Origin of the sequence: Gordonibacter faecis, from assembly GCF_030077735.1 — a bacterium.
In the GTDB taxonomy this organism is placed as follows: Bacteria; Actinomycetota; Coriobacteriia; order Coriobacteriales; family Eggerthellaceae; genus Gordonibacter; species Gordonibacter faecis.
On record NZ_JASJEU010000025.1, the window covers coordinates 93841 to 119628 of the forward strand.

Annotated in this window: 26 protein-coding genes; 7 read left to right on the forward strand and 19 right to left on the reverse strand. The window is 59.1% G+C overall.

All coding sequences use genetic code 11. The features are described from left to right. Window positions 1–79: 79 nt before the first annotated feature. From QNJ86_RS13485 to QNJ86_RS13495, 3 genes are read right to left on the reverse strand one after another with little or no spacing between them, the layout of a single operon-like run. Window positions 80–751 (reverse strand): MFS transporter, encoded by a 672-nt coding sequence (locus QNJ86_RS13485; protein WP_283833169.1) that lies wholly within the window; start codon window positions 749–751, stop codon window positions 80–82. 42 nt (window positions 752–793) lie between these two features. After that, window positions 794–1483 carry an MFS transporter gene (locus QNJ86_RS13490; RefSeq protein ID WP_283833170.1) on the reverse strand — a complete coding sequence of 230 codons (690 nt, stop codon included), beginning with the start codon at window positions 1481–1483 and terminating at the stop codon, window positions 794–796. Window positions 1484–1489: 6 nt separating this feature from the next. Next, window positions 1490–2941, reverse strand: a complete 1452-nt coding sequence (locus tag QNJ86_RS13495; RefSeq protein ID WP_283833171.1) for a M20/M25/M40 family metallo-hydrolase — start codon at window positions 2939–2941, stop codon at window positions 1490–1492. A 106-nt stretch (window positions 2942–3047) separates the two neighbouring features. Between QNJ86_RS13495 and QNJ86_RS13500 the strand changes: the two genes are divergently transcribed. Then, window positions 3048–3485 (forward strand): C-GCAxxG-C-C family protein, encoded by a 438-nt coding sequence (locus tag QNJ86_RS13500; protein ID WP_283833172.1) that lies wholly within the window; start codon window positions 3048–3050, stop codon window positions 3483–3485. Between the two features lie 170 nt (window positions 3486–3655). On the opposite strand, the gene QNJ86_RS13505 is transcribed toward QNJ86_RS13500, so the two are convergent. Continuing rightward, entirely contained in the window at window positions 3656–4480 is an 825-nt protein-coding gene (locus tag QNJ86_RS13505; protein WP_283833173.1) for a helix-turn-helix transcriptional regulator, read from the reverse strand. A 169-nt stretch (window positions 4481–4649) separates the two neighbouring features. Beyond that, window positions 4650–5243, reverse strand: a complete 594-nt coding sequence (locus QNJ86_RS13510; protein WP_283833174.1) for a hypothetical protein — start codon at window positions 5241–5243, stop codon at window positions 4650–4652. Window positions 5244–5430: 187 nt separating this feature from the next. Between QNJ86_RS13510 and QNJ86_RS13515 the strand changes: the two genes are divergently transcribed. Next, a complete protein-coding gene (locus tag QNJ86_RS13515) occupies window positions 5431–5994 on the forward strand; it encodes a GNAT family N-acetyltransferase (RefSeq protein WP_283833175.1) in 564 nt (187 codons plus the stop codon). On the opposite strand, the gene QNJ86_RS13520 is transcribed toward QNJ86_RS13515, so the two are convergent. Next, window positions 5976–6320 carry an outer dense fiber protein 1 gene (locus tag QNJ86_RS13520; RefSeq protein ID WP_283833176.1) on the reverse strand — a complete coding sequence of 115 codons (345 nt, stop codon included), beginning with the start codon at window positions 6318–6320 and terminating at the stop codon, window positions 5976–5978. The genes QNJ86_RS13515 and QNJ86_RS13520 overlap by 19 nt on opposite strands. 45 nt (window positions 6321–6365) lie before the next feature. Beyond that, complete coding sequence (locus QNJ86_RS13525) at window positions 6366–7733, reverse strand: Y-family DNA polymerase (protein ID WP_283833177.1); 1368 nt, start codon at window positions 7731–7733, stop codon at window positions 6366–6368. 326 nt (window positions 7734–8059) lie between these two features. On the opposite strand from QNJ86_RS13525, the gene QNJ86_RS13530 reads away from it, so the two are divergent. From QNJ86_RS13530 to QNJ86_RS13540, 3 genes are all read left to right on the forward strand, one after another. Then, window positions 8060–8785 carry a B3/B4 domain-containing protein gene (locus QNJ86_RS13530; RefSeq protein WP_283833178.1) on the forward strand — a complete coding sequence of 242 codons (726 nt, stop codon included), beginning with the start codon at window positions 8060–8062 and terminating at the stop codon, window positions 8783–8785. Window positions 8786–8923: 138 nt separating this feature from the next. After that, on the forward strand, window positions 8924–9214 hold the full coding sequence (locus QNJ86_RS13535) for a hypothetical protein (protein ID WP_283833179.1): 291 nt from the start codon (window positions 8924–8926) through the stop codon (window positions 9212–9214). After that, entirely contained in the window at window positions 9207–9476 is a 270-nt protein-coding gene (locus QNJ86_RS13540) for a type II toxin-antitoxin system RelE/ParE family toxin (RefSeq protein ID WP_283833180.1), read from the forward strand. The genes QNJ86_RS13535 and QNJ86_RS13540 overlap by 8 nt, the downstream gene beginning before the upstream one ends. Before the next feature lie 40 nt (window positions 9477–9516). Here the strand turns inward: QNJ86_RS13540 and QNJ86_RS13545 are convergent, their stop codons facing one another. The 5 genes from QNJ86_RS13545 to QNJ86_RS13565 form a co-directional block, all read right to left on the reverse strand. After that, complete coding sequence (locus tag QNJ86_RS13545; protein ID WP_283833181.1) at window positions 9517–10977, reverse strand: sodium:solute symporter family protein; 1461 nt, start codon at window positions 10975–10977, stop codon at window positions 9517–9519. Window positions 10978–11048: 71 nt separating this feature from the next. Further along, window positions 11049–12440: an SLC13 family permease gene (locus tag QNJ86_RS13550; protein WP_283833182.1), complete on the reverse strand. Its 1392-nt coding sequence runs from the start codon at window positions 12438–12440 to the stop codon at window positions 11049–11051. Between the two features lie 85 nt (window positions 12441–12525). Next, window positions 12526–12813 carry a hypothetical protein gene (locus tag QNJ86_RS13555; protein WP_283833183.1) on the reverse strand — a complete coding sequence of 96 codons (288 nt, stop codon included), beginning with the start codon at window positions 12811–12813 and terminating at the stop codon, window positions 12526–12528. Window positions 12814–12843: 30 nt separating this feature from the next. After that, window positions 12844–14418 carry a phytoene desaturase family protein gene (locus tag QNJ86_RS13560; RefSeq protein ID WP_283833184.1) on the reverse strand — a complete coding sequence of 525 codons (1575 nt, stop codon included), beginning with the start codon at window positions 14416–14418 and terminating at the stop codon, window positions 12844–12846. Between the two features lie 88 nt (window positions 14419–14506). After that, window positions 14507–16120, reverse strand: coding sequence for a phytoene desaturase family protein (locus QNJ86_RS13565; protein WP_283833185.1), 1614 nt, complete (start codon window positions 16118–16120; stop codon window positions 14507–14509). A gap of 415 nt (window positions 16121–16535) precedes the next feature. Here QNJ86_RS13565 and QNJ86_RS13570 point away from each other — a divergent pair, with 415 nt between their 5' ends. Continuing rightward, complete coding sequence (locus QNJ86_RS13570; RefSeq protein WP_283833186.1) at window positions 16536–17228, forward strand: TetR family transcriptional regulator; 693 nt, start codon at window positions 16536–16538, stop codon at window positions 17226–17228. Between the two features lie 32 nt (window positions 17229–17260). On the opposite strand, the gene QNJ86_RS13575 is transcribed toward QNJ86_RS13570, so the two are convergent. The 4 genes from QNJ86_RS13575 to QNJ86_RS13590 form a co-directional block, all read right to left on the reverse strand. Beyond that, complete coding sequence (locus tag QNJ86_RS13575) at window positions 17261–17626, reverse strand: hypothetical protein (protein WP_283833187.1); 366 nt, start codon at window positions 17624–17626, stop codon at window positions 17261–17263. Next, window positions 17623–18153, reverse strand: coding sequence for a hypothetical protein (locus QNJ86_RS13580; protein ID WP_283833188.1), 531 nt, complete (start codon window positions 18151–18153; stop codon window positions 17623–17625). The genes QNJ86_RS13575 and QNJ86_RS13580 overlap by 4 nt, the downstream gene beginning before the upstream one ends. A 67-nt stretch (window positions 18154–18220) precedes the next feature. Continuing rightward, entirely contained in the window at window positions 18221–18562 is a 342-nt protein-coding gene (locus tag QNJ86_RS13585) for a 4Fe-4S dicluster domain-containing protein (RefSeq protein ID WP_283833189.1), read from the reverse strand. Between the two features lie 2 nt (window positions 18563–18564). Continuing rightward, window positions 18565–20799: a molybdopterin-dependent oxidoreductase gene (locus QNJ86_RS13590; RefSeq protein WP_283833190.1), complete on the reverse strand. Its 2235-nt coding sequence runs from the start codon at window positions 20797–20799 to the stop codon at window positions 18565–18567. A gap of 202 nt (window positions 20800–21001) precedes the next feature. Here QNJ86_RS13590 and QNJ86_RS13595 point away from each other — a divergent pair, with 202 nt between their 5' ends. Beyond that, on the forward strand, window positions 21002–22525 hold the full coding sequence (locus tag QNJ86_RS13595) for a helix-turn-helix domain-containing protein (RefSeq protein ID WP_283833191.1): 1524 nt from the start codon (window positions 21002–21004) through the stop codon (window positions 22523–22525). A 510-nt stretch (window positions 22526–23035) separates the two neighbouring features. Here the strand turns inward: QNJ86_RS13595 and atpC are convergent. From atpC to atpG, 3 genes are read right to left on the reverse strand one after another with little or no spacing between them, the layout of a single operon-like run. Then, on the reverse strand, window positions 23036–23443 hold the full coding sequence (gene atpC, locus QNJ86_RS13600; RefSeq protein ID WP_283833192.1) for an ATP synthase F1 subunit epsilon: 408 nt from the start codon (window positions 23441–23443) through the stop codon (window positions 23036–23038). Then, a complete protein-coding gene (atpD, locus tag QNJ86_RS13605) occupies window positions 23443–24879 on the reverse strand; it encodes a F0F1 ATP synthase subunit beta (protein ID WP_283833193.1) in 1437 nt (478 codons plus the stop codon). The genes atpC and atpD overlap by 1 nt, the downstream gene beginning before the upstream one ends. After that, entirely contained in the window at window positions 24880–25788 is a 909-nt protein-coding gene (gene atpG / locus QNJ86_RS13610; RefSeq protein ID WP_283833194.1) for an ATP synthase F1 subunit gamma, read from the reverse strand.

A 25788-nucleotide genomic window follows, 5' to 3' on the forward strand; every position in this document is an offset into this window, starting at 1 on the left:
GTGTGGGCGCGCGGCGACAGCGCCCCGCGGGCGTGCGGCGCGGGGTGCACGGCACGCCCACACGCCCGGGGCGCACGCGTTATGCCGCGATTTCGAACCCTTCCGCGTCCAGTTCCGGCGCGCCCTCGGCGCGGCGGCGCTCCACCAGGCGACGCGCGGCGGGGATGGACGCAAGCAGCGCCACACCCATGACCACGCTGGCCACAATCACCATGATCCACACCGGCGCGAACGACAGAAATGCGTCGAACATCACGCCCGACAGCACCGCGCCCACCGCGGCTCCCAGCAGTTCAAACGCTGTCACGATACCCGTCATGGTGCCGAGGTCTTTCTTCCCGTACTCCTTCACCACCATGATGGGCGGCGCCACCGTGCCCATGCACGTGGCGAATCCGAAGAAAAGGCAGGCCAGAATGGGGCCCCAGTCGGTGGTCGGGAACAGCAACATGACGCCAGCCAGCGCCGACGTGATAGTGCCAAGGATGGTGCCCGTGCGCATACCCCAACGGTCATAGATAGCCCCGAGCGCCACCTTCGCCACGATGACCACGGCCAGGTAGAACGACCACACGCTGCCGGCCCAGAGGGTGGAGTGTCCACCCGTGACCACCTCGGTGCCACCCACGGTGACACTGGTCATGTTGGCAATAGAGTTCGTGATGATGCAGCCGTTCGTGATGCCCATGGCCACAAACCCCACAACGAGCAGCCAAAACGCGACGCTTTTGCGCAGGGTTTTCCACCCCACCGATACGGTGACGGGCTTGTCGGGCGAACGATCGGCCTTCGTCTACTCCTCTTGGCCTGCGCCGTAAGGCAGAAGCCCGCGGTCGCTCGGGCGCGTGCTGAACGTGGCCAGCACCAGCGGAAGCGCCGCCACGAGGCACACCACTGCCAGCAGCAGAAACGCCGCGCGCCAGCCGGACGCTTCAATCATGGCGCTGGTGGCGGGCGAAAGCAGCACGCCGCCAATGCCCGAACCCGACAGCGCAATGGATACCGCCAGCCCGCGCTTGAGCGTGAACCAGTTCGAAATGACCACCGACACCAAAAGGCGCGTGCCGGCCACCACCACCATGCCGGCCACCACGCACAGCAGATACAGCTGCCACACGGCCGTGATAAACGAGAGCCCCACCAGCACAATTGAGCTGGTGAGCACCGTCACCGTGCCCAGCACGCGCGCCGAGCATTTGTCGGTAAGCCGCCCGATGACGAGCGATGCGAACACCGCCACCACCGTGGTGATGGACACGCCCGTGTTGAACTGCCCCACCGTAAGCCCCAGGTCGCGCACGATGTGCGTCTGGAAGAGCGGAATGCAGTTCACAAACACCGTGTAGCAGGTGGCCATGATGAGCAGGCCGCCTGCCACTATCCACCAGCCGAAGAAGAACTTGCCGTGCGGCGCGCCTGTGTTTGCGCCCGCGGTCGCGCCGGTGCTTGCACTCGCAGTGGCGGGTGCTTTCGTGTCAGCCATGGTGTCTCACTTTCCCAGCAGGTTGAGGTGACGAATGAATTCCGTGTAGAAGCCGATGCCGCGCAGGTACGCGTCCACATCCAAGCGTTCGTCCTGCCCATGGATGCGCGAGCGCGAATCGCCCGCGAACAAGATGCCCGCAAAGCGGTACGTGCGCGAGCACACGCGGTGGAAGTGGCGCGCGTCGGAGCAGCTGGATTGTACGTAGGGCGCGATGCCGGCCGTGGGGTACACGCTCGCGATGACGCGGCGCAGGTAGTCAAACGCCGGGTCGCCGTCGAAGGGCGCGATGGGTGACGGCTCACTGACCTCGAACAACTCGTAGGTGGTGCGATCGTCGAAGCGATCCTTGATGCGCTGGGTGGCTATGTCCACCGTCTCACCAGGGTCAACGCGCACGTTCACCGTGGCGCGCGCCCGCTTCGGAATAATATTGTGCGCCGGGCTGCCCTCAAGCTGCGTGAGCGCGTAGGTGGTGCGCACCATGGCGGCCGTCTCGGAGTTGCCCTGCATGATGCGAATGACAAGCGGCCGGAAGAGCCACAGGTTGCCGAACACAAGACGCAACCCGAAGCCGCCGCGCGCGGCCAACTCGCGGAGCATGGCCGCCACCGGGGCGGACAGCTTCGAGGTGGGCGGGTTCTTTTGCAGCCCGTCAAGACCGGAGATAAGCTTCGCCGTGGCATCCTTGAGCGACGGCGTAGCTGCGTGGCCACCTTCTGCGCTCGTAGTAATATGTGTGTTGAAGATGCCTTTTTCGGCCACGCCCACGACGGCGAACTGGCCCTGTATGCCAAGCGGCGGATTGTCGATGACCGCACCACCCTCGTCAAGCACCATATACGGCACGCGCCCGCGCTCTTGCAGCAGTTGCACGAAGTGCGGCGTGGTGTCGCCGCCGTCCTCTTCGGTATTCGACGAGAACAGATACACATCGCGCGGCGGCACATAGCCCTCGGCCAGCAGTTTCTCGGTCGCTTCCAGCAGGCCCGCCCAGATGCATTTCGTGTCCACCGCGCCGCGCGCATAGATGGCGTTGTCGGCGATCTCAGCCGCGAAGGGGTCGTGCGTCCACTCGTCCGCGTTCGCGCTTACCACGTCGTGGTGCGCCATCAGCACCACAGGCGCAAGGTCGCGGTCGGCGCCCTTCCACAGAAGCGCGATGCCGTAGCCGTCGACAAGTTCCAGTTCAAGCGCGTCGAACACGCGCGGGTACAGGCGACGCAAGAGCGGCACGAACTCGTCGAACGCGGAGCGGTCGGCGTTGGGGTTGCGCAAGTCCCACACCGTAGGGCAACGCAGCATTTCCTGGAAGCGCGCAACCGCCGCGTCATCGCCACGCACGTCAGAGGGCGGCAGCGGGTCGCCCACCGGCGTGGGCTTCAGGCGCACCGCATTCACCACCAACACCACTACCAGCACCGCGATCAGCGCAAGAACAACAGCAAGCACAATCATGAACATTTCCCTTTCTCCAAAACATGCCGCCATTATAGCCCCGCTATCCGCCAACCGGAGCCTTGCAGTTTGCTATGATGGCTATACCTATTAAGAAGGGGAGTCCATGGAACCGATCGATCCCGAAGCGCTCGCCGCGCAGGCCGTCGAGATGCATGCCGCAAAATGCAACTGTGCACAGTGTGTTGCCTGCACACTCGCGCCGCTCGTTGGGGCTGATGAGGATACTTGCTTCCGCGCAGCCGAGGCGCTCGGGGCTGGTCTGGGCGGCCTCACCGAAACCTGTGGCGCACTCACGGGCGGCGCGCTCATTCTGGGGCTGGCCAACAGCAGCGGCATTGCCGAGCGCACGAGCAAAGCGGCCACCTACCACCTGGTGCGCCAGCTGGTTACCGCTTTCCGCGAAAAGAACGGCTCCACCCTCTGCCCCGAACTCAAAGGCACCACCACAACCCACCTCCTCTGCACCTGCAACGACTGCATCAGGGACGCCGCGTATCTCACCGCCTGCATACTCCGGGAACAAGAATCAGCGCGTTCGTAACCTTGCTATCCTGAGCACTCGGAGTCGCGACACGAAGCTAGCGCCTCTCTGTCATCCTGAGCGAATGCCCTCGTCATAATGCTAGGAAGCCGAATGTCCCTTGGCGTAATCGGTAGCGCGAAGCGCGTCACACTTTTTCGCGCGGGTGGCTGCTCTCCACTACTCCCTGCCTAGTGGTCCTCGGCGGTCATCGTGGGAGCGGCGGCGTTGTAGCGGGTCACGTCGATGCGATGATCCATCATGATGGCGTACGCCAGTAATCCCGCAGCCGCCGCCAGACACAGAAACAACCCCAGCGATGAGAATGTCTGCATATGGAACACACTGAACAACCCCGGCATGTTCAAACCTGCAATCGCCAGCACAACCCCACCTGCGATACCAAATGCTTTCCTCCGACGTGCTTCGGATTTCTGCTCGGCCGTGTAGAAGTCCTCGATGCGCGGGTGCTCACGCATAAATAGTTGATGCCCTGTATAGCCCGGCACCATGAGAAGAAGTGCCACACCAACACCCGCACCCATAGCAATAAAGAACGGCACCAGCCCTGTGACCAGGTCAGAGTGCGAAACGAACAGCCCCACCCCTATCGACAACACAACCGCCGCCAAACCAACAGCATAATCCCACGCGCGGCGGCGCATGTGTTCGTCATAGCCCCAGGTATCAGTAGACGTGACGTTGGCGGTTGGCTCAACCTCAGGCGCAGTTTCGTCCTCGGTTTCGTCTTCGCGCGCAACTTCAGCGTTGACTTTCGCCCCAGCTTCACGCACAACAAGTTCGCTTTTGCTCCCCGTTAAATCCCTGCGCACTAACTCGTCCAGCGTGCACTCGAAGAGATCGCAGATGGCAATAAGCTTATCCATTTCGGGATAGCTCTTCTCGGCTTCCCACTTCGCCACCGACTGACGGCTCACGCCAAGTAGCTGCGCCAACTCCGTTTGACTCATGTCGCGCGTTCCACGCAAATATTGAAGGTTCTCTCGGAATCCCATGATCGCGCCCCTCTCGTTCGCCCGCTGCTTTAGCTTTCACTCACAGCATGCACGCAAAGTGCGGCCGCCGCAACCAACCTCCGGATGCTTTTCTCGCATCTCTTCTGCCAACCAGTGGTTGTCATGCCTGTTCAGGAGCACCTCGAACGCGTTTACGCTTCGCGTCGCCTCACGCTAGCGCAATAGCGGTGGCCAGGATGGCGGCGGTTACTCCTACGGCGGCGAGGGGGATGGTGCCGGCTATGAAGGAGGGGAAGGGGGCGAGGTTGAAGTAGAAGATGTAGCAGACGAGGCAGCCTACCATCACTACTGCCACCAGCACTGCGAGCAGCGCCGCCTCCAACGCGCCCAGGGCTCCTGCACCGTAGAGCGCGTCGAGTACCGCCAGTTCAAGCGTGAGCCACGCGGTGAACAGGATGAGCTCCGTCGTGACCGGACGGTGGAAGAAGCGCGTTGTCACGAACACGAGCGCGATATACGCCAGCACGCCTCCCGCCGCGATGGCCAACACGGGCACGCCCCGCGTCATAGACGGGGCCAGGCCGCCAATTCCCCGCACCGCCAGCACCACGCCCGCTATGCCAACCACGGCCGCCACCACAATGCACCCGACGCCGATGCCGTACAGCACACCCGTCGCCTTCGGCGCGCGCGGGTTGAAGAAGATGAGCCACCACGCCAGGTAGAAAATCGTGCACGCCACCAGCGCGACGTGTCCGCCGATGAGAGAACCGCTTTGAGCGGCGATACCCGTCTGCGCCATGGCGCCTCCTTGCCGCGTCCGTTCGTTTCAAGGCGCAGTATACGCCCCACCCGCGCGTAAGACGCACGGGGTGACGCTGCCGTCAGCAAACCGCGAGAATGGCGAACCCGCACAACGCCTCACCAAGCGCCCCAAATGCGGTATCATTTTCACTTTCACTGACGAAACGAGTAAGGATGGTGCGTGCATGCTGACGGTGCGGAAGGCGCGAAACGACGAAGCCGAACAAGTGGTGGCGCTCTACACGCGCATGATTGACGAGATGCGCGGGGCGGACTTCGACGTGCTATGGGAGCACGACGTGCACCCTTCGCCAGCATTTTTGCGCGCGTCGGTTGCCGCAGGTGAAACCTACGTTGGCGTGCTGGACGCGGACGACCCGGATGCCGCCCGCGCCGAAGGTGCCTCGCGGCTTGCGTGCGCGCTCATCATGAACAGCGAGGCGGACGAAGGCTACGAGCGGGGTGCGTGGCAGGTGGACGCAGCCCCCGACGAAGTGGCCGTGCTGCACGTGGTGGGCACGCTTTCAGCCTTCCATGGTCGCGGGTTCGCGCGCCAGCTGGTGAGCGCCAGCATTGACGCAGCCCGGGCGGCGGGAAAGAAGGCCGTGCGCCTGGACACGTTCACCACGAACGCGCGCGGGCGCGGGCTCTACGAATCCTGCGGCTTTGTGTGCGTGGGCGAGTACCCGCGCTTCTACCTGCACATCGACCCGACATTGGCCACTGCCCTCTACGAGTGCCCGCTGTAGCACTCGCGTGCTGCGGAGCACTCCTGTCCCGCAGCCGCATCCGGCCCAGCGCCCGGCCCCTCCCCTTCCGGCACGATCTCTTCCACGAACCAGCGCGGGCCCTCGTGGAAGAGGAACGTGCGCGCGTGACCCACCAGCACGTCGTAGCGCACGCCCTCGCCGCCCACCTTAAGCGAGGCGCAGCGCCGCATGCCCAGCACCGCGCGCACCGGAAACCGCCGTCCGTCGTGCCACATCACAGCACGGGGAACAATAACTCCGTCGCTCAAAAACTCGGCTTCCACTTCCACATACCGCTTGCGCCTACCCGCGATGCCTTGCACCATGTTCGCTCACTCCCCCTTCGCCCTTTCCGCAGGTGACGGCGAGAACTAGAAGTAGCCCACCGGGTGCACCACGTTGTCGCGCTTCACGTCCAAATCCAGCAGGCTTTCGTCCATCAGCTCCACGCCGCGCTGGATGCAGGTGTTGCCGAAGCGACGGCGCAGGTCATCAATGGTTTCGTCCAGGTCCTCCAAGACGCGACGACGCGCGTCAAAACCCAGGTCAAGCTGTTGTGGCGCGTCCATGGGCTCCAGGTTGGACGCGCGCACATGCAGGCCGCGCAGGGGATGTTCCTCGTCGAGCGGTTCATTGGCCGACAGCAGCTCCCAGGCCATACGCGCTATCTGGCCCGTCGTGTTTGTGGCGCGCGGCAGCGTGGTCTGGCGGCCATAGCTGGTTAAGTCGTGGGCGTCGCGCACGCCAATGGACACGGTGGATGCCCGAAAGCGCGCCTCACGCAGCCGCTGCGCCACCGATTCCGCCAGCAAATAGATGAGCGCCTTCGCGTCGGCGGCGCACACGATGTCGTGCGGGCAGGTGAGTCCGTTGCCGAAGCTTTTCACCGTGCGATCCACCTCGTTGCGCGTGGGGTCGAAAGGCTTCACCGGCGTCGCATCCTCGCCGCGTGCAAAGGCGCGCAGCACGAGGCCCACCTTCCCCAACCGACGACGCAACAGTTCGGGCGAGGCGCACGCCAAGTCCCCCACGGTGTCGACGCCCGACGAATGCAGCTTGGCGCGCGTCGCCCGCCCCACGTAGAGAAGCTCCCCCACCGGTGCCTTCCACACCAGCTGCTGGTAATTCTCCGGCGTGATAGCGGTAACGGCGTCGGGTTTGCGCAGGTCGCTGCCGAATTTCGCGAACACCTTGTTCCACGACACCCCAACGGACACGGTGCAACCCAACTCGTCTTTCATGCGTTGGCTGATCTCGCGCGCCACATCGAGCGGCGCGCGGGTGGACAGGGCGAGCGCACCGGTGAGGTCGATCCAACATTCGTCGAGGCCAAACGGCTCCACGAGGTCGGTGTACTGGTAGTAGATGCGCCGCGCCAGAGCCGAATAGCGCTGGTACACGTCGTAGCGCGGTGGCACCACCACCAGCCCCGGGCACTTCGCGCGCGCCTCCCACAGCGCCTCGCCCGTTTTCACGCCGGCGGCCTTGGCCTGGGCGCTCTTCGCCAGCACAATGCCGTGGCGCGTTTCCTCATGCCCGCCCACCACCAGCGGCACCCCGCGCAACTCCGGGCGTTCGGCCTGTTCAACGCTCGCATAAAACGCGTTCATGTCCGAATGGAGAATCACGCGGTGCATGTCAATGCCTCCCGGCGAGCCAATCACGCACCCGCCGAACGTCTCATAGATTGCACCTGCATCCGCCACTGTCGCTGTTGCTGTTGCTGTCGCCGTCGCCATACGCCCCGCCTTCTTCCGCACGCCGCATTCCTTCATAGGGAACACATGTTCGCACAGAATAACCGGCTGCGCAAGCGAACAGACCATGGAGTTTCAGCGAGAAAATACGGTGCCTGATCTGGTGATATATGACGCAAAGCCTCCACGGGGCCGGGTCGCCACCAGCAAATACCACCTTGACCAGCGCCGCCAAGCGTAGTACCCTGCCGAACAAATCTCAGAGAATTATCTGCCGCCGGGTAGATCGAGACGCAAAGCATGCGCACCCTCATCGTTAGGCCTGAGAAGACGAGGGAGGTCGCATGCTTTTTTGTAAGGAGGACACCATGCAGAAATTCATTGCGGACGATTCATTTTGGGAGCTATTCCCCCACGCCTCAATTGGCATCATGGTGGCGCGCGGCATGAAGCCAGCGAGCGCGATACCGCCCGACGACGCGGCCGCCATCGCAAAGCTTTTGCACGAGGCGAACGAGCACGCGAACAGCTATCTCACCAGCAACACCATCTCCGAAAACGAGCCCGTGCGCGCCTGGCGCGAGGCCTACCAGCAGTTCAAGACGAAGAAGGGTGCGCGCAGCTCAGTGGAGAACCTGCTCAAGCGCGTACTGAAGGGCAACCCTGTGGGCTCCATCACGCCGTCGGTGGACGTGTACAACGCCATTTCGCTCAAGTACGCCTTCCCCGTGGGCGGCGAGGACCTGGATGCGCTTGACGGCGACCTCAGGCTGGGCATCACCGAAGGCGGCGACGCGTTTCTGCCCCTCGGCGAAGAGGACGAAGACCCCACCCTGCCCGGTGAGCTTTGCTACTGCGACAACGTGGGTGCCGTCTGCCGCTGCTGGAACTGGCGCGACGGCAAGCGCACCGCACTCACTGACGATTCGGCGAACGCATTCCTCATCATAGAGAACGTCGACCCCGCCCGCACAGACGACCTCCGCGCCGCGCTGGATGAGTTCGCCACTCTCGTGCAACGCTACTTCAACGCCACCATCACCCAACACACCATCATCGACCGCGATCACCCCGAGGCGGTCATCAAGGAGTAAAGCCGAAGGGAATTCCGGCTAACCCAGACTTCACAAGGCGACAGAAAGGACATCCTTCTGTCGCCTTATTTTATATATCATTATATATACTTCCCACTCCTTTCCTGCTATGCTTCACGTACATCGAAAGGAGTCACCATGGAAGCTATTTTTCCCGTCACGGCACTGCAAAAGCAGCAGGGCGAAGTCAAGAAAGCTGCACGTGAAGGCATCGTCCGCATCACCGAAAACGGCCGCGGCGCCTTCGTATTCTGCTCCGACGAAGTATTCGAACAAAAACTCCGCCAAGTAGCCGAAGACGCAGCCTACGAGGCACGGATAGCAACTGTTATCGAGCGCGGACGTCACGACATAGAAGCAGGGCGGCTTTACCGTGGCACCGAAAGCGCCTTTGCTGAAATAGAGAAGCGAGCCGCAAGCCATGCCTGAACTTATTTATACCGAAGGTTTCGTTGCGGATGTCGCGCAAATTCGTTTCGAAAGTAAGCGCAACGAAATAAAGCGTCGCGTAGACCTGCTTTCAGGATTTCCCGAACTCGGGTCGCCGAACTTACCTCGCTCCCTTGTTGAGCAGTACGGCGACACCGTACGAAAACTGGTGGTATCGCCATTTCTGATAGTGTACGAATATCACGAGGACGAAGACACCGTCTACCTACTCGGCCTCATCCACCAGAGGAGCGCCTGGTAAGCGCTCCTCCTGGCCTTAACGAAAACATAGAGCGCACAGCTTAGGCCGTCTTTTTAACGCTCCGTCCCTCGCTCGCAGCGAGTTCGTCACGCGCAACTCGATAGCGCTTATATCCTTCGGACACTTTCTCCTTGCTGGCAAGTGTAATACCCACCAACACAACAATGGTTACAGCACAGGCGGGCCACAGCGGCTCAACACCAAACGGGTTTGCGGCGAAATGCCAAACCGCGGCAACTAGCCCGCCGCCCAGCATCGACCAGAACGCCGCCCCACTTGTCACGCGTGGCCACACCATAGCAACTAGCAACACAATACCCACGACCGAGCGTATCTGGAACGCTGCATACAATTGCCCCAGAATGGATGACGCATTCAAACCAAGCCAGGTGGCCACAATACCCAGCAGCACCACCATGAGCCGCGAAAACACAAGACGCTGGCAATCGGTGCTCTGTGGTCGAACAACTGCATAAAGATCTTGCGTCAACGTATTCGAGATAAACAGCAACGCTGCCGGAGCCGATGACCAGATTGCCGCCGCAATAGCCATCGACACCACACCCGATATCGCAGGTCCTTGGGCATTTGACATAGCAAACAACGCCGTATTGGGATCAATGCCAGGTAAGGCAATTGCCGCGCACATACCAATAATAGCTGGCAGTGTGGCAAACGGTATGACAATGGCAGCAGCACCCCACGCACCGATAGCCATATCGCGCGGCGACCGTGCAGAAATGGTGGCTGTCACCATGGTGGCTGCCGCCAGAAAGCTGATACCAATACCCAAAGCGTTAGCAAGCGTCGACCAGATATCAGGCTGAAGCAGATCAAAATAACTCGCTGGCAACTGCTCATACAGAGCGCCAAGACCTCCCACCATATCAAGGCCCCCCGATGTTGCCGCGATAAGCCCCGCATACATGACCACCATGTGGACGATATTCATAAGGGCAAGGCCCTTCATTCCACCCAGCAGGGTAACAACAATAAACAGCGCCGACACAACCCACGCAACAAGGGTCACATCCAGACCTATCATAGGTGCTATAAGGGCCGCCGCACTAATGGGCTGCGACGAATACAGGAAGCAATACACCACCACAATGATTATCAACATGATGGTGCGACATCTTTGATCAAACATGAATTTGAATGCCTCAGGCACCGAAAGAATGCCATATTTCCTGTTCATGGCACGATAAAAGCGCGCCGCAAACACGATGAAAACAATCATGCCAATGGACATGCCCCAGTTCACCCACACCGCAGATAAACCAGTAGTGTATCCCGTGGCCGCCTTGCCGATAGTTGCTGCACCAGCCATCATCTCGGCGAACAGCAGCGGGATGACCATAAACCAGGCAAGGTTACCTTGCGCCGTGAGGAATTGCGCCGAAGAGGCTTTTTCTCGACGCGCACCACGCACGGCAACTGCGATACCAATAAGAACGGTGACAACGATATAGGCAACAAGCATGATAAAGGGTAGGCTCATGTTAGTTCACCCTTTCGAAAGGGGTTCGGAACTAGTCCGAACCCCTCGATCACGTATCTGTTAGTGAGGTGCTAGCAGAATCCCATGAGGCTCCACAGAGGAATGCTCCCCATCATGGCCACCAGCGATATGAGCATGTAGGCATAAGCCGATTTCTTGAACTCTTTGATGGTGACGTACTCGTTGCCAGCAACTCCCAAAATGCCAATGACAAAGGGGTTTTGGAACGAGTTGAACCAAATATTGCTTACCACGTACACAACAAAGCACAGTACGAATGGCGAAATACCTGCCGACTCAAGCAGTGGCGAGAAGATGGCGAACAAAATAACCAGCACCACACCGTTCGCAGGGATAACGGCTCGCATGATCCAAGTGATAATGCAAAGCGCCGGGACAAACAACCAGATGTTGTTCACCAACGGTGATAGCACCGGACCCATAATACCTGCCAGCCATGTGCTCACGCCGACGGTACTCATGAGACCCGCGCCGCCAATCAGTGCGCCGATGAACATGATGAGATCCCACGGCACCTGCGTCCGGAAATCCTTCGTCTCCAAAACGCCGAACAGGGCAAGTACAATTGCGCCAATCAAGCAAATGATGCCCGCATCCACACCATGCAACGGCTGGGCAATCCACAAAACCAAACAGATGACTACCACAATGGCTGCCACTTTTTCATTGAACGACATCTTGCCTAATTCTTTCAGCTTGTCGCTGAAGTACTCGTCAGGCAGGTTGAGTTTCTCCTTCGGCTTGCAGTAGGTCATGCAAAAAATATACGTTCCTATGAGCACAACGATGAGCCACAGCCACGTGAGTTGGAACCAACCAATCCACGAAAACGAAAGACCCATGATGCCAATCATGAAAGGCACATTCGCGTTGCCCGTAAGAAACGCGTGCGAACCAACATAGGGCGGCATGAAGCAAGCAGTGAACAATCCCAAGGCGGGCTTGCTTTTCTTCTCGTAACCTACCTCTTTCGTCATCTCCGTTGCCATGGGAATAAGTAGGTTAACTTTAGCGTTCGAACTGGGAATAAGTGGGCTGATAACCGTACCAACCGTCATGAGAGAAAGTACCTGACCACGATAGTTCTTCGGAAACACAGTCAGCAGTTTCAGCGCCATACGCGTCATAAGTCCACTTTTGATAACCGCCGCCGAAAAAGCGAACACGGCTATCATCAGCCACACAATGCTACCGGCAAATGCGCTGAATATTTCGGGGATGGTACCCACTTTGAATACAACCATGAGCGCAAGCGCGCCGAGACAAGCCGCCCAAGACGGCAATGCACCCGTGATAAGGAGAATGAGCATTCCCACAAAAATCCCCAGGTACGCCATAGCGACTTCAGTTAGTCCCTCAGGAGGGGCCAGCTGTCCGATGATGGCGCCAATAACTATCGCCAACACGACAATAATCAAATTCTTCGAAGAGAAGTTCTTCATAACGTCCCCTTACGTTGTAGTTGACGCCTCGTAAAGGAGGAAGCCAGCACTAACCCCTCAAGCGCCGGCTCTCCCGACAGGGCATTCAGGAGCGATCTTCTCGCGCCCCCTTCTCCGCTTTCTTCTGTCTGCGGATAGCTGCGGGGATTTGCTTCGCAAACGCGATAATGGCCGCTTTGCTTTCCTTGACAACCGGCATGCCTTTTGCGATATCCTCTGTTGTGACAACCACATCCATGCGCATGCTGTCGAGAGCCTTGCAATCCATGATGAGTCGGTCACCCTCGGTCCTCATAGAGAACACCTCCACCATGGGCGAACCGTCTTCTGTTTTCGCTATGATGGAAGGCCGTTTAACTGCTTTTCGAACCATACGTCGCTCCTTTTCGCGTGTTTTCCGTACTTACTTAACTACTGACCGGAAATCGACGCCATAATCCTCAAGGATTTTGAGAGCGCCCGGTCGCGCACCAGCGGCTATGCCGCCACCCGGATGTCCACAGCAACCAACAAAATACAGGTTCTCAATCTCGCCATGATAGGTATGACCTTTACCCGGGAAGGGACGCATGTCATACATTTGACTAGGCTGCAAGCCAATCATGCCCAGGTCACCCTCTTTCATGGCAGGGTTCCATTGCTCGTACTCCAGCGGCGTGAGTCCCCAGTGTCCTACGATGTCGTCATCGGTGATGTTCGTGGTTTGAGACTTGAAGAACTCCCACACTTGCTGCTTAAGCTCATCGCCGTGCGTTTCCCAGTTCTTTTCGTCGCCCCACAGGCGATAGGGGGCATAGCTGTATAGGTTGACAACGCTGTGTCCCTCAGGGCAACGCGTCGGATCCCAAAGCGACGGAATAGTGACCAGAGGCAGCCGCGGATTGAACTCACCAAGCCGGTAGTTACTGAACGTCTCGAGGTACTCTTTCTCCTCGGGCGCAAACTCAATACAGTAGGCATCAAGGACCTCGGGGCCAGCTTTGAACTCGGGGATCTTGCTCAGGGCAAACGATTGATTGAGTGCCGCGAAATCGGCTTGCTTCAAGCGATGGACATAACGGGCCTCTTCGGCAGGAGCATCATCGCCTAGCATGTCGTAAACGTCTTTAATGTTGATGGTGCTCACTACGGCATTATTGGCCAGATACTCCTCGCCCGCTTTGGTGCGCACGCCTTTCACTTCGCCACCTTCGACGATAATGTTGTCAATCCACGCGTTAGTAAACACGTCTGCACCGTTGTCCTTGCAACAACTCTCGAGCGCATGAACAAAAGCTTGGCTTCCGCCCTTCGGGAACGGCGGCGCATAGGTGGGCTTATGCACGCGTCCGGTGAAGTACAATAGCGTGGCCGTGCCAATGGCGCGTGGGTCGATCATCATCTCGGTACACCAACGGGTGAACGTGACACGCACCTGCTCACTCTCAAACCACTCTTCCACTATCTGCTGAGCAGACGAATTGAGGACACGCTGAAATTCGCGCCCCTCAGGACTCATATACATAACATTCATCATGGCGCCATAGGGCGGTGGAGCGCTTTGGGAGCCGATGCCAGCCACGGCAAGCATGTTCACCATGTATTCGTGAAATTTTGGATATACCTCGGCATCATGCTTCGAGAATCGCGCGATGTTCTCGCAGGCTTTGTCAATGTCGTGGTGCATTATAAGGCTTGTCTGATCGGGGAAAATAGAGCAGAACAAGGCTTTAGCATGCGCGTATTCGAAGCCGTATTTCGAAAACAATCCCAACTCATCTTCGGTAACGATAGGGGTGGCCGATATCATGTTGTGAACCATGCCGCCAAGATCTGAAACGTATCCTGGAGCGCACACTTCACCTGACCGAGTGGATCCGCCGCATTCCTCATTGGCTTCCAGACAGCACACGCTAAAACCGGCTTTTGCCAGATAAGCCGTGGTGATCAAGCCATTATGGCCGCCACCCAACACGACAAAATCATAGGTAGAAGACATGGCTTCTCCTTTGCAGTAGAGTGATAAGCTGAATCGCGTGAGAAGAAATGCTGCCGGGCGGCATGTGACCGCCCGGCGAGCGTACTCTTTACTTCCTCACAACGTCGCGGAAGTCGACACCGAAGTCTTCGAGCACCTTTTGAACGCCTGCGCGAGCCGATGCCGCAATACCTGCTCCAGGATGCGAGCAGCAGCCAAGGAAATACAGGTTTTCAATGGCACCGTGATACTCATGGCCCTTGCCAACCAACGGACGCATGTCGTACATCTGGCTGGGCTGCAAGCCAATCTGACCGATATCGCCGTGTACCATGGCCGGATCCCACTGTTCATACTCAAGCGGTGTCAGGCTCCAGTGGCCAATGATGTCGTCATCGGTGATGTTAGTGGTCATGTCCTTAAAGAACTCCCACACCTGACGCTCAAGCTCTTCTTTGTGGGTAACCCAGTTCTGCGGGTCGCCCCAAAGGTTGTAGGGAGCGTACTGGTAGATGTTCACGACGCTGTGTCCCTCAGGACAACGTGTGTCATCAAGCAAGGAAGGAATGGTGATGAGCGGCAGCTTGGGACTGAATTCGCCGAGGGTGTAGTTGCTGAAGATTTGCAAGTACTCTTTCTCGCGCGGGGCAGCCTCGATGCAGAACGCCTTCAACACTTCTGGGCCAGCCTTAAATTCAGGAATCTTCTTCAAAGCGAAGGACTGGTTGAGCGCGCCAAAATCGGCATGCTTGATGCGGCGGATGGCTTCCAGTTCATCAGCAGGCACATCGTCTGCCACCATCTCATAGATCTGCTTAACATTAATACAGCTGATAACCGCATTGTTAGCCGTAAAGATATCACCATCTTTTGTGACAACCTGGCGAGCCTCGCCGTTCTCGACCACGATGTCGGCAACATATTTGTTGGCGAACAACTCGGCGCCATCATCGCGACAGCACTGCATGAGCGCGTCAATAAAGCTTTTGCTGCCGCCCTTCGGGAAGGGAGCACCCGGATGATCGGGGTTCACCTTACCATTGATCACATACAGATCAGGCTTGTGAATATTGACGGTGAAGTACAGAAGCGTAGCGGTACCGATCTCACGCGGATCGATCATCATCTCGGTACACCAACGAGTGAACGTGGTGCGCACCTCTTCGCTTTCGAACCATTCCTCGACGAGTTGCTGGGCGCTCAAGTTCAGCACGCGCTGGAACTCTCGACCCTCGGGGCTCATATACATGGCACTGTGCATAGCTCCCCAAGGCGGCGGAGGAGACTGTGCTCCCACATGAGCAACCGCCATCATCTTTTCCATGTAGTCATGGAATTCGCGATAGGCAATGGCATCTTTTTCCGAGAACTGCGCAATGTTCTCGCATGCTTTGTCAACATCCGGATCCATCAACAACACGGTATTGTCGGGGAAAACGGAACAGAACAGCGCATCGGTGTTGACGTATTCCAAACCATACTTAGAAATAAGTCCGAGTTCGTCATCACGTACGATGGGTGTGCGGGCAATCATGCTGTGAATCATGCCGCCCAAGTCGCTGATATAGCCTGGCGCACACACTTCGCCAGAGCGCGTTCCGCCTCCGAACTCGTCATTGGCCTCGAGACAGCAGACACTGAATCCAGCTTTTGCCAGATAGGCCGTGGTAAGCAGTCCGTTGTGTCCGCCTCCGATGACCACGAAATCATAGGTTCCTGACATGGTTCCCTCCTTGATACTAAGGATTGGGTCGTTGGTCGGAATTCCTGTATGAATCGCATCGATGCACTTACTTTTTACCACGCGCCACGAGTGGAGTGTTACGGACACTTTGTCTGAAATGGGGTAATGAGGAACATACACCCCACCGAGAACTCAGGAGCAACAACTGAGCAGTGTTTTTAGCAGGTCAAAACCTCAGCTACGCTTGTCAAGCCTTCAGCTATGCTTTTCCCCACTTCGAAAAGAGTGGGGTGGCTTATCCATCGTCCGCCAAATGGGCATTTGCAAGTTGGTACCATCTGTGATCAAGGGGCAAGGGGATAGTGCGTCTCTCTGTTGCAAAGCATAAACAGAACCATCCGCTTAAACGGAAGACATGGCGGTTCATGTCTGAATTGTGCTGATGGGAGATTCGATGATTCGCCAGATCAATATGAGATTTGAGATAGCGAAGACATTTGCCTCTCTCGTCGTCGAAGGCGACGCGCCTCATCGGGTAACGGTCACCGACATCGCTCGACGGATGGGCATCGATCGGAAGACGTTCTACTACTATTTTGAGACAACCGACAATCTGGTGCAGTGGATTTTTCGCAAAGCCATGTCATCTATTGTGTCGCGGCCTGAATTTTCCTCGGCTAAACTCGCCTACCCCCAAGAGGATCTGCACGACCCCTTCCCTGAGTTACCTTTTTACGTTCAGATCAAGGATGGAGACAATTTCATCCATCAAATGATTTACTTCAAATATTGGGGCCGCTACTTTCAGCAAAACCGCGAATACTATCGGCGCATATTTATGGGAGCAACGTACTTCGAGTTTTTTGACTATATTACGCTTCTCTACTTCCCCGCCATAGAAGCCGACATACGCATCATGCTGGGAGATCGCGAGATGCCCGAAGTGGTGATCAAATTCTTGACGGAATACCATACGATGGGTATTTTCGGACGCGTTCTTTACCATTACACCCGTACGCAATCTTTTATGATGCAGGACGAGCTCAACCCCTTCTTCTCGTACGGGCATCGGATGATCCAAGCAACCATTGATCTTTATTGCGATACGCCCGAAAAGGCCCAGAAACAACAAAGCCCCCGTCGCTGACCTGGTCTCGGCCAGATGACGGGGGCTTTTTGCTATCGCACGGGGGTGCCGGGGGGTGCGAAGGTGGGGAGGTTGGAGGCTCCGGCGTTGAGGTCCTCGCGGAACAGGTCCTCCATGATGCGGTTGCGCGTGCTCCACGTGGCGCCCGTTACAGCGTCCACAACCTCCTGGATGCTGCGGGTGCGGGCGGGAGCATCTTCGCCAGCCTCTTCACCACCGGACTCAGCACCAGGTTCAGCTTCGCCACAGGGCTCAGCGCCCATCTCGGCTTCGCCACGGGACATCTCACCCGAGCCTTCGCCATCAACCTTCGCCTCGCCCTCCCACCTGGTGGCGCCCGTCACCGCATCAACGGTGGCACCCGTTACGGCATCCACGTTGTCGTGCTCAGGGCTCATGCGGTCGGGGCCTCCGACGGCTTGCGCGCGGCATCAAGCTCCGGCTCTTTCACCAGCAGCTTCGCCAAGCCGCCCGCTGCGGGGTCGGACAGGAAAGCCACAATGACGATGGTCGGCCAGAACTGCAGGCACAGGCTTACAAACCTATCGAACACGTTCGTAGCAATCATTTCACCCGTCATAGCGTTCATCGCCGGTACATCCCCGATGCCCGTCATGAATGCCGTCATCACAATGCCCAGGAAGAACATGATAAGCGTGCTGAAAAACACGTTCTGGATCAGGCGAAATGCCACCGACCCCGGCTTCGCGTCGTAGTACACGGCGCACGCCGCCGCAATGCGCGCCAGCGGAATCACGGCCGTTACCACGAACGACACCACAAAGGCCACGGCGAATGACATACCGTAAAACACCGGGTCAATATGCGGCACGCCCTGCATGATGGTGAGGCACAGGCACAAAACCGCCGCCACAATAAACGAGAAGAACAAACCGTACACGATGTAGTACTTCTTGCTGTGCATTTCCGCTCCTTGTCCGTGTGCCGCCCGCGTACCCGCGAGCGGCACACAAAAGATCAGGAAAATCCCCTTATGCTACGACGAACAGCGTCTTCTGCTTTTCATCCATCTTTGCGGACAGCTCGTCCAGCGGGCCGAACTCCAGGCACATCGACTGGCAGTGCTGCACGCAGGTGGGCACCTTGCCCGCAGCGCGGCGAGCGGCACAGGTGTCGCACTGCTTCGTGGGAATGGGCAAATAGCTGAACTGCCAGTTCTCGTCAGCCTCATCACCAATAACCCATGGGCCAATCTTTACCACTTTGACGCCCGTCTCGCCAACCGGCAGGCCATGCTCCATCTGGCAGGCCACTTCGCAGCTATGGCAACCGGAGCACCACTGCGCATCAACCAGGATTCCGTACTTCGCCATGGTTATTCCCCCTCTTCCACTTTGTAGACCTTGCAGATGAAGCTCTTGTAGTTGGAACCGAAACCGCTCTTGCCCGGGATCCACGGAATGGTGTTGTTGATGTTCAGGTCAAACACGTCGTAGAACTTCTCCGGGTCGCCCTCGGGGAACCACCAGCCGTGGTCACACGACACGATGCGGCGATCCATGATGGGCGTGAGCTTCGCCTTGCGCTTGGCGCGACCCATGGGGCCTTCCATCCACACCCAGTCGCCGTCCTTGATGCCGTACTTGGCGGCCGTCTCGGGGTGAATCTCCATGAGAGGCCAGGGGCGATAGTGACGCATACGCTCGATCTGACGATGCTCGGAGTGGAACATACCCCAGGTGCGGGCGCCGCTCGTCATAACCAACGGGAACTCGTCCATGAGCTCGGGGGTGGAACCGGGGCCGGGCTCGGGCTCTTCGAAGTAGGGCAGCGGGTCAAGGCCGGCCTGGTTGTAGAAGTTGCTCCAAAGCTCAATGCGGCCGGTCGGCGTGTTGAAGCCGGGCTGACCGTCCTTGCGCAGCTTGCCCGTCTTGTAGCGATAGTACTCGATGGGCTGATACGCCGGTGCCACGCTCTGTAGTTCCTCGAAGGACATCTCGGTGGGCTTCAGCATGTCGGTGAACATGTCGTCCACGTTGTCCCACGGCCATGCCTCGGGGTTCCAGCGCTTGCCCAGCTCAAGGTTGATTTGCATGTCGGAGCGGCACTCGCCCACGTCGGTCACCTTGTTGATGGTGGAACCGCGCTGCGCGCCGGACACGAATGCGATGCCGTTGCGCTCGGGGAACGTGCAGGCAGGCAGCACCACGTCGGCCAGAGCGGCGATGGTGGGCGTCTTGAACAGGTCGACAACCACGATGAAGTCGAGCTTGTTCAGGGCCTTGTACAAACGCTGCGGGTCGGCACCCATGCAGGCGATGGGGTTCGTGGTTTGCAGCCATGCGCCGTGAATCTCGTACGGCACGCCAGTTTCGATGGTCTTCACCGTCTCGTCGGGCTGAGACACAGCGAAACCGAAGTTGAACAGCGGGTAGTCCTTGATGCCGATACGCTTGGCTTCCTGTTCCTCGCCCAGCACCTCGCGGCCCCAGCCGCCGGCCACGGAAAGGATTTCGGGGGCCACAATCATGCCGCCCGGGCGCTCCATGTTGCCCGTGATCTCCCAGAGAGCAAGGATGGCCTGACCAGCCGGCATAGCTTCGCGGGTCATGTCCACGGCCACGCCCCACTGCAGCGTGGAGTTCTTGGCATTGCCCAGCATACGGGCGGCGGCGATGATCTTTTCCTCGGGCACCCAGGTGATCTCGCTCACGCGCTTCACGTCGAACTCAGCGGCGCGTGCAGCCAGCTCGTCGAAGCCGTAGCACCAGTTGTCAACGAACTCGTGGTCGTAGAGGTTCTCGTCGATGATGATCTTCATCATGCCGAGTGCCAGCGCCGCGTCGGTGCCGGGGCGCACGCGCAGGTGCAGTTCGGACTTCGTGGCCAGCCAGGTGACCTTCGGGTCAACGGTGACAATCTTCATGCCGCGCTTCATGAGGTCGATCACCCAGTGACCATAGAAGCCTTCGATGTTGGACTTCAGCGGGTAGTTACCCCAGATGAACATGACCTCGGGCACCTCGTAGTCCGGATGGTCGTAGCGCTCGGGGAACTGCTGGGCGGCGTCGGGAATCCACGGCGCGCCGGTGGTGGCAGCCATGCCAGCGATACGCGGCAGGTAGCAGCACTGACCGGACAGGAAGCCCGTGTAGTTGGGGCTGCCGAAGGACCAGCACAGACGCGTGATATAGGCAGCGATGTCGCGGCCGGTACCCTGAGCAAACACCACGGACTCGGCGCCGTACTTTTCTTTCATATCCATGAACTTCTCGGTGATGAGGTCGTAGGCCTCGTCCCAGCTGATGCGCTCCCATTTGTCCTTGCCGCGGTCCTCGCGAGCACGCTTCATGGGGTACTGCAGGCGCTCCTTGTGGTGCGTCACCTCGGGCACGTCCAGGCAGCGCATGCACAGACGACCATTCGTCCACGGATCCTCCGGGTCGCCTTCGCACTTGACGAGCTTACCCTCGTCGTTCGTGTACATGACCACGCCGCAACCCAAGTGGCAGCCCGGGCCCGTCCACGCACAACCGCGCGTTACGTGCAAGTCGCCTTCCTCGTAGGAAAACGGCTTCTCGTGATTCACGGTGCGATACTCTTCTCCCATGCTCAAGCCTCCTTGTTCCTTCTCGTCCGACGCCCCGATGTGCAGCCGTGCAGCCCGTTTGCTGGGCCTCACGGGTTTCTTGCACCCGTTGCGTTTTCTTGCCACGATACTATCGACCGCGTATCATGGGCACCATCGCCGTTTCGTCTGGTTTATCTGGCGAAGCATCGGCGCAACGCACGAGGGGGATGCGGAGTACACTATGGAAAAAAGGTTGAGTGCTGATAAAGCACCAGATCAGGAGCCTGTTTCTTATCTTTCTACCACCACGTTGGTTCTCGTTGGTGGCTTTTCTTTGTTTTGGGCATGCTTCTTCGCCATGCTCATGCGAAATGCCTTTTTGGATGCCGACATCGAGCGGCTAGCGTATCACTTGGTGTTGCGCATCGCGTTTTTTATTGGCTTTGGTGCAGCGGCCGCGTGGCTCGCACGAACAGCCGATGGCGTAACGGGTCGGCGTACCAAACGCGTTATGGGTGTGCTGGTGGTGGTGTTTGCGGTTATTGCGAGCGCGTCGCCAGCGATGTATGTGGCGCTCGGGCAGCCGCTGCCCGCTGTGTTTGATATCGCAGTGTGGGCCGTGTCGGGTGTGGGGCTGTGTTGTCTTTTGTTTCTGTGGCTGCCCGTGGTTGCGCGCTTGGACGAAGCGGCGGCGGCGCGCTCCATGGCGCTGTCGGCGGGATGCGGCGGCCTCATTTACCTTATTGTGAACTTGCTCCCGTCGCTGTATGGCACGGGTTTCTTGTCGCTGTGTGCGCTTGCGAGCTTGGGTGTGCTGTATGTGGTGGTGGCCGAGTCGCGCCGGAGCGAGAGTGAAGGCGAAGAAGGCGAACGGGGCGAAGTGCCCATTGAAGGCATTCCCTATGCCACATCGAAGCGTAACGCGGGGCTGTCCTGGTCGTTTGGTGTCATCTATGTGGTGTATGGCATCGTGTTTGGCCTGGGTGCGGGCTCCATCACACAGATTGCCGGCGGCACGCTATTGTTCGCGGGTATTGCGGCGTTCATCTTGATAGGAGGCGCAGCAGCCTGGGCGTTCATGCGCCGCTTCGCCGATCGCATGCGCCAGATTGACGTGCTGCGCATGCTGTTCCCCTTTTTGGTGGTGTCGCTCGTGACGATGGCGCTGTTCACGGGCCCGGTGTATGCGCTCAGCAACCTGCTTCTGCTTGCGAGCTACGTGTTCTTGGTGGCCGTGAGCGTGGCGTTTGAGGTGCAGACCGCGCGCTCGCGTGGCGCCTCGCCTCTGTATGTGGTGGGTATGAGCCAAAGCGCGCTCAGCGGCGGCATGGCAGTGGGCTTTGGTCTGGGGCTTCTGCCGTCAGCCACGGGAGCGCTCGACTACGGTGTGCTTTCGGCCGTGGCGCTGGCGCTCGTGGTGCTGCTGGCTGCCTTCATCACGTTCGCCCCCACCCGCGAGCCCGTCGTGGAGGAGCAGAGCGAACCTGAGTCGGAAGAGCCGCACGAGGGCCACTGGAAGGCCCGCTGCGCCGCCGTGGCGCGCGACGCCGGGCTGTCCGTCCGCGAAACCGAGGTATTCTTCCTGCTGGCGAAAGGCCGCGGCATCGAACACATCCAAAACAAACTGTGCATCTCCGGTCACACCGTGAAGACCCACACCTACAATATCTACCGCAAAATGGGCATCGGCTCCCGAGAAGAACTCCTCGACGCCATAGAAGCCGCCACCCCCGACGAAGCAACCCACACAGAGAAGAGGGCGTAACCAACGTCTCTACCCCGCTTGGTTGTCCGTTGGAGGCTGTATCAGAAGCCCCCTCCCGCTTCAAGAAAGTGTGACGCGCTTCGCGCTAGCTAGTACGCCACGAGTTTCCCACATTCCTTGCCTTACGACGCGGGCTGACTGACTTGAAGGCGAGGTCTTACAAGAGGCATAACCTCCGTAGCGGCGTTCTCCAGAGCGCCGTTCGCGCGAAGCGCGAAAACGCAGGTCATGATTGGGTTCTCCGCCTAACGGCGGAGCGGACGCTCTGGAGAGCGTCCCTACGAGGGTTATTCTAGTCGCACGTCAACGTCTTCAAGTCAGTCAGTCTGCGTCATAATGCGAGAAATAGTGGTTGCCTCGTAGCGTATTAGGTAGCGCGACAGCGCGTCACACTTGTATTTGGTAGCGCGTAAGCGCGTCACACTTTTGCAAGGCGGGAGTGCAGCAACAACGCCCACAAAAAAGCCCCCTTGCGGGGGCTTTTTGGATTGCTTGCGAGTGGTGGCGGTGTTATGCCTCTACGGCTCGCAGTTGAACCTTGCACCATTCGACGTCGGCGGGAAGTGTGGTCTTGGCGGCCTCTTCCTCCGACTTCGATGCCAGGTCGGCCTCAAGGCCGGCCAGCTGGTCGCGAACGGCAGCGGCATCAATATCTGATGCCGGAAGTGCGCGGTCGGCCAGGATGATAACCTTTTCGCCCGTCACTTCTACATAGCCGCCCTGCAAGGCGAAACGCTTGATTTCGCCGTCCTTCTGGTTCTGGACGCGCGCAACGCCGTCGGCCAGCACCGATACCAGCGGCACGTGGCCCTGCAAAAAGCCCATCTCGCCCTCGACGCCCGGCACGACCACCATATACGCGTCGTCGGAGTACAGCTTCGCCGCAGGCGTCACGATGTCGCACACGAGCCCGGCCATTATTCAGCCTTCTGCATCGCGTCGTACGCAGCGTACACGTCCTCGATGGCGCCCTTGTACACGAAGCACTGCTCGGGGATGTGGTCGCACTTGCCGTCGAGAATCTCGGCGAACGAGCGGATGGTATCCTCCATCTTCACGTACTTGCCGGGGTTGCCGGTGAAGACCTCAGCCACGTGGAACGGCTGGCCCAGGTACTTCTGAATCTTACGAGCACGGTTCACGACGAGCTTCTGCTCTTCGGAAAGTTCGTCCATACCAAGGATGGCGATGATGTCCTGCAGGTCCTTGTAGTTCTGCAGCACTTCCTGCACACCCACGGCCACGCGGTAGTGCTCCTCGCCGACGATCTCGGGGTCGAGCGCGCGGGAGGTGGACTCCAGCGGGTCAACAGCGGGGTAAATGCCCAGCTCGGCGATGGAACGAGACAGAACCGTCTTCGCGTCGAGGTGCGTAAACGTCGTGGCCGGCGCGGGGTCGGTCAAGTCGTCAGCGGGCACGTACACTGCCTGCACCGACGTGATGGAGCCGGTGGACGTCGACGTAATGCGCTCCTGCAAGTCGCCCATCTCGGTAGCCAGCGTGGGCTGGTAGCCTACAGCGGAGGGCATACGGCCAAGAAGTGCGGACACCTCAGAGCCAGCCTGCGTGAAGCGGAAGATGTTGTCGATGAACAGCAGCACGTCCTGGCCCTGATCACGGAAGTACTCAGCCTCGGTCAGACCAGCCAGACCGACGCGCAGACGCGCTCCCGGAGGCTCGTTCATCTGGCCGTACACCAGGCAGGTCTTATCGATAACGCCCGACTCGCTCATCTCGAGGAACAGGTCGGTACCCTCACGAGTACGCTCACCCACGCCTGTGAACACCGACGTACCGCCGTGCTCCTGGGCCAGGTTGTTGATGAGTTCCTGGATGATAACGGTTTTGCCGACGCCAGCGCCGCCGAACAGACCCGTCTTGCCGCCCTTAACGTAGGGCTCGATGAGGTCAACAACCTTGATACCGGTCTCAAAGATCTCCGTCGTGGTGGTCAGCGTGTCGTAGTCCGGGGCCGGGTGGTGGATAGGCATCCACTCTTCGATCTCGGGCATGGGCTTGCCGTCCACGGGCTCGCCCGTCACGTTCCAAATGCGACCCAGCGTGTTCGGGCCCACAGGCATCATGATGGGGTTGCCGGTGTCGACCACTTCCAGACCGCGCACCATGCCGTCGGTGGACGACATAGCAACGGTACGAACGAGGTCACCGGGAAGGTGCGTCTGCACCTCCAGCACGGTTTTCACTTCCCCAATGGGGGTGGTTGCATCTACGGTCAGGGCGTTGTAGATCGCCGGCATCTGGTCCGGCGGAAACTCAACGTCGACGACAGCGCCGACGATGCGGACAACGCGTCCGATAGCGCCCTTGGCCGATGCAGTGTTAGTCTCAGCCATTTAATCCTCCAATGCCGAAGCGCCGCCGACGATCTCGGAAATCTCGGTCGTGATGGCACCCTGGCGTACACGGTTATACAGTCTGGTCAGCGTTTCGACCATTTCGTTGGCGTTGTCGGTCGCCGACTTCATGGCGCTGCGGCGTGCGGCCTGCTCGGCAGCCGCCGAGTCGATGAGCGCGTGATACAGCGTCGTGCGCACGTAGGCCGGCAGAAGCCGGTCGAGCACACCCGCCGCATCGGGCTCGAACACCACGTCACCCGAAAGCGCAGAGGACTCGGCTTCCTTGTCAGCATCCTGGGCACCCGATTCCTCGAGCAGCGTTGTGGTGTCAACAGGCAGTACCAGTTCCTCGCGCAGCGTCTGTTCGGCTGCGTTCTTGGCGTGGTTGTACACGACGATTACCTCGTCGAGTTCGCCCTTCTCGTAGCCGTCGATGGCATAGGCCGCAATGGCGGCTGCCTCATCCACCGTAGGATCGGCAGAGAGGTCTTTGAACTCCAGCACCGGTGCAATCTTGCGATAGCTGAAGTAGCCGCAGGCCTTCTTACCGCAGGCGACAATGTGCACATCGGCGCCTGCGGCTTTCTTTTCTTTCATCAGGTGCTCGGCGTGACGCAGCACGTTGCTGTTGAAGCCACCCGCGAGCCCTCGGTCCGACACGACAACCACCACAAGCACATTCTTAATCTCGTCGTGCTTGCTCAGAAGCGCGTTCTCAGCCCCGCCCACGCGTTCGGCGACGTTCGCCAGCATCTCCATCATGGAGTCGGAGTACGGCGTCGCGTCCTCCACGCGCTCGGTAGCGCGACGGATCTTGGCGGCGGCAACCATCTCCATGGTGCGCGTGATCTGCTTCGTCGAGGTGACGGAGTTGATGCGCCGTTCTATGTCGTGAAGGTTGGGCAT

Excerpts from the sequence above, each read along its gene's own strand:
- QNJ86_RS13545 (WP_283833181.1), bottom strand. The coding sequence starts at position 10,977 with ATGAGCCTACCCTTTATCATGCTTGTTGCCTATATCGTTGTCACCGTT.
- QNJ86_RS13565 (WP_283833185.1), bottom strand. The coding sequence starts at position 16,120 with ATGTCAGGAACCTATGATTTCGTGGTCATCGGAGGCGGACACAACGGA.
- QNJ86_RS13550 (WP_283833182.1), bottom strand. The coding sequence starts at position 12,440 with ATGAAGAACTTCTCTTCGAAGAATTTGATTATTGTCGTGTTGGCGATA.
- QNJ86_RS13525 (WP_283833177.1), bottom strand. The coding sequence starts at position 7,733 with ATGGCGACGGCGACAGCAACAGCAACAGCGACAGTGGCGGATGCAGGT.
- atpD (WP_283833193.1), bottom strand. The coding sequence starts at position 24,879 with ATGGCTGAGACTAACACTGCATCGGCCAAGGGCGCTATCGGACGCGTT.
- QNJ86_RS13535 (WP_283833179.1), top strand. The coding sequence starts at position 8,924 with ATGGAAGCTATTTTTCCCGTCACGGCACTGCAAAAGCAGCAGGGCGAA.
- QNJ86_RS13495 (WP_283833171.1), bottom strand. The coding sequence starts at position 2,941 with ATGATTGTGCTTGCTGTTGTTCTTGCGCTGATCGCGGTGCTGGTAGTG.
- QNJ86_RS13540 (WP_283833180.1), top strand. The coding sequence starts at position 9,207 with ATGCCTGAACTTATTTATACCGAAGGTTTCGTTGCGGATGTCGCGCAA.
- atpG (WP_283833194.1), bottom strand. The coding sequence starts at position 25,788 with ATGCCCAACCTTCACGACATAGAACGGCGCATCAACTCCGTCACCTCG.
- QNJ86_RS13500 (WP_283833172.1), top strand. The coding sequence starts at position 3,048 with ATGGAACCGATCGATCCCGAAGCGCTCGCCGCGCAGGCCGTCGAGATG.
- QNJ86_RS13575 (WP_283833187.1), bottom strand. The coding sequence starts at position 17,626 with ATGAGCCCTGAGCACGACAACGTGGATGCCGTAACGGGTGCCACCGTT.
- QNJ86_RS13590 (WP_283833190.1), bottom strand. The coding sequence starts at position 20,799 with ATGGGAGAAGAGTATCGCACCGTGAATCACGAGAAGCCGTTTTCCTAC.
- QNJ86_RS13580 (WP_283833188.1), bottom strand. The coding sequence starts at position 18,153 with ATGCACAGCAAGAAGTACTACATCGTGTACGGTTTGTTCTTCTCGTTT.
- QNJ86_RS13510 (WP_283833174.1), bottom strand. The coding sequence starts at position 5,243 with ATGGCGCAGACGGGTATCGCCGCTCAAAGCGGTTCTCTCATCGGCGGA.
- QNJ86_RS13505 (WP_283833173.1), bottom strand. The coding sequence starts at position 4,480 with ATGGGATTCCGAGAGAACCTTCAATATTTGCGTGGAACGCGCGACATG.
- QNJ86_RS13555 (WP_283833183.1), bottom strand. The coding sequence starts at position 12,813 with ATGGTTCGAAAAGCAGTTAAACGGCCTTCCATCATAGCGAAAACAGAA.
- QNJ86_RS13595 (WP_283833191.1), top strand. The coding sequence starts at position 21,002 with ATGGAAAAAAGGTTGAGTGCTGATAAAGCACCAGATCAGGAGCCTGTT.
- atpC (WP_283833192.1), bottom strand. The coding sequence starts at position 23,443 with ATGGCCGGGCTCGTGTGCGACATCGTGACGCCTGCGGCGAAGCTGTAC.
- QNJ86_RS13570 (WP_283833186.1), top strand. The coding sequence starts at position 16,536 with ATGATTCGCCAGATCAATATGAGATTTGAGATAGCGAAGACATTTGCC.
- QNJ86_RS13520 (WP_283833176.1), bottom strand. The coding sequence starts at position 6,320 with ATGGTGCAAGGCATCGCGGGTAGGCGCAAGCGGTATGTGGAAGTGGAA.
- QNJ86_RS13490 (WP_283833170.1), bottom strand. The coding sequence starts at position 1,483 with ATGGCTGACACGAAAGCACCCGCCACTGCGAGTGCAAGCACCGGCGCG.
- QNJ86_RS13515 (WP_283833175.1), top strand. The coding sequence starts at position 5,431 with ATGCTGACGGTGCGGAAGGCGCGAAACGACGAAGCCGAACAAGTGGTG.
- QNJ86_RS13585 (WP_283833189.1), bottom strand. The coding sequence starts at position 18,562 with ATGGCGAAGTACGGAATCCTGGTTGATGCGCAGTGGTGCTCCGGTTGC.
- QNJ86_RS13560 (WP_283833184.1), bottom strand. The coding sequence starts at position 14,418 with ATGTCTTCTACCTATGATTTTGTCGTGTTGGGTGGCGGCCATAATGGC.
- QNJ86_RS13530 (WP_283833178.1), top strand. The coding sequence starts at position 8,060 with ATGCAGAAATTCATTGCGGACGATTCATTTTGGGAGCTATTCCCCCAC.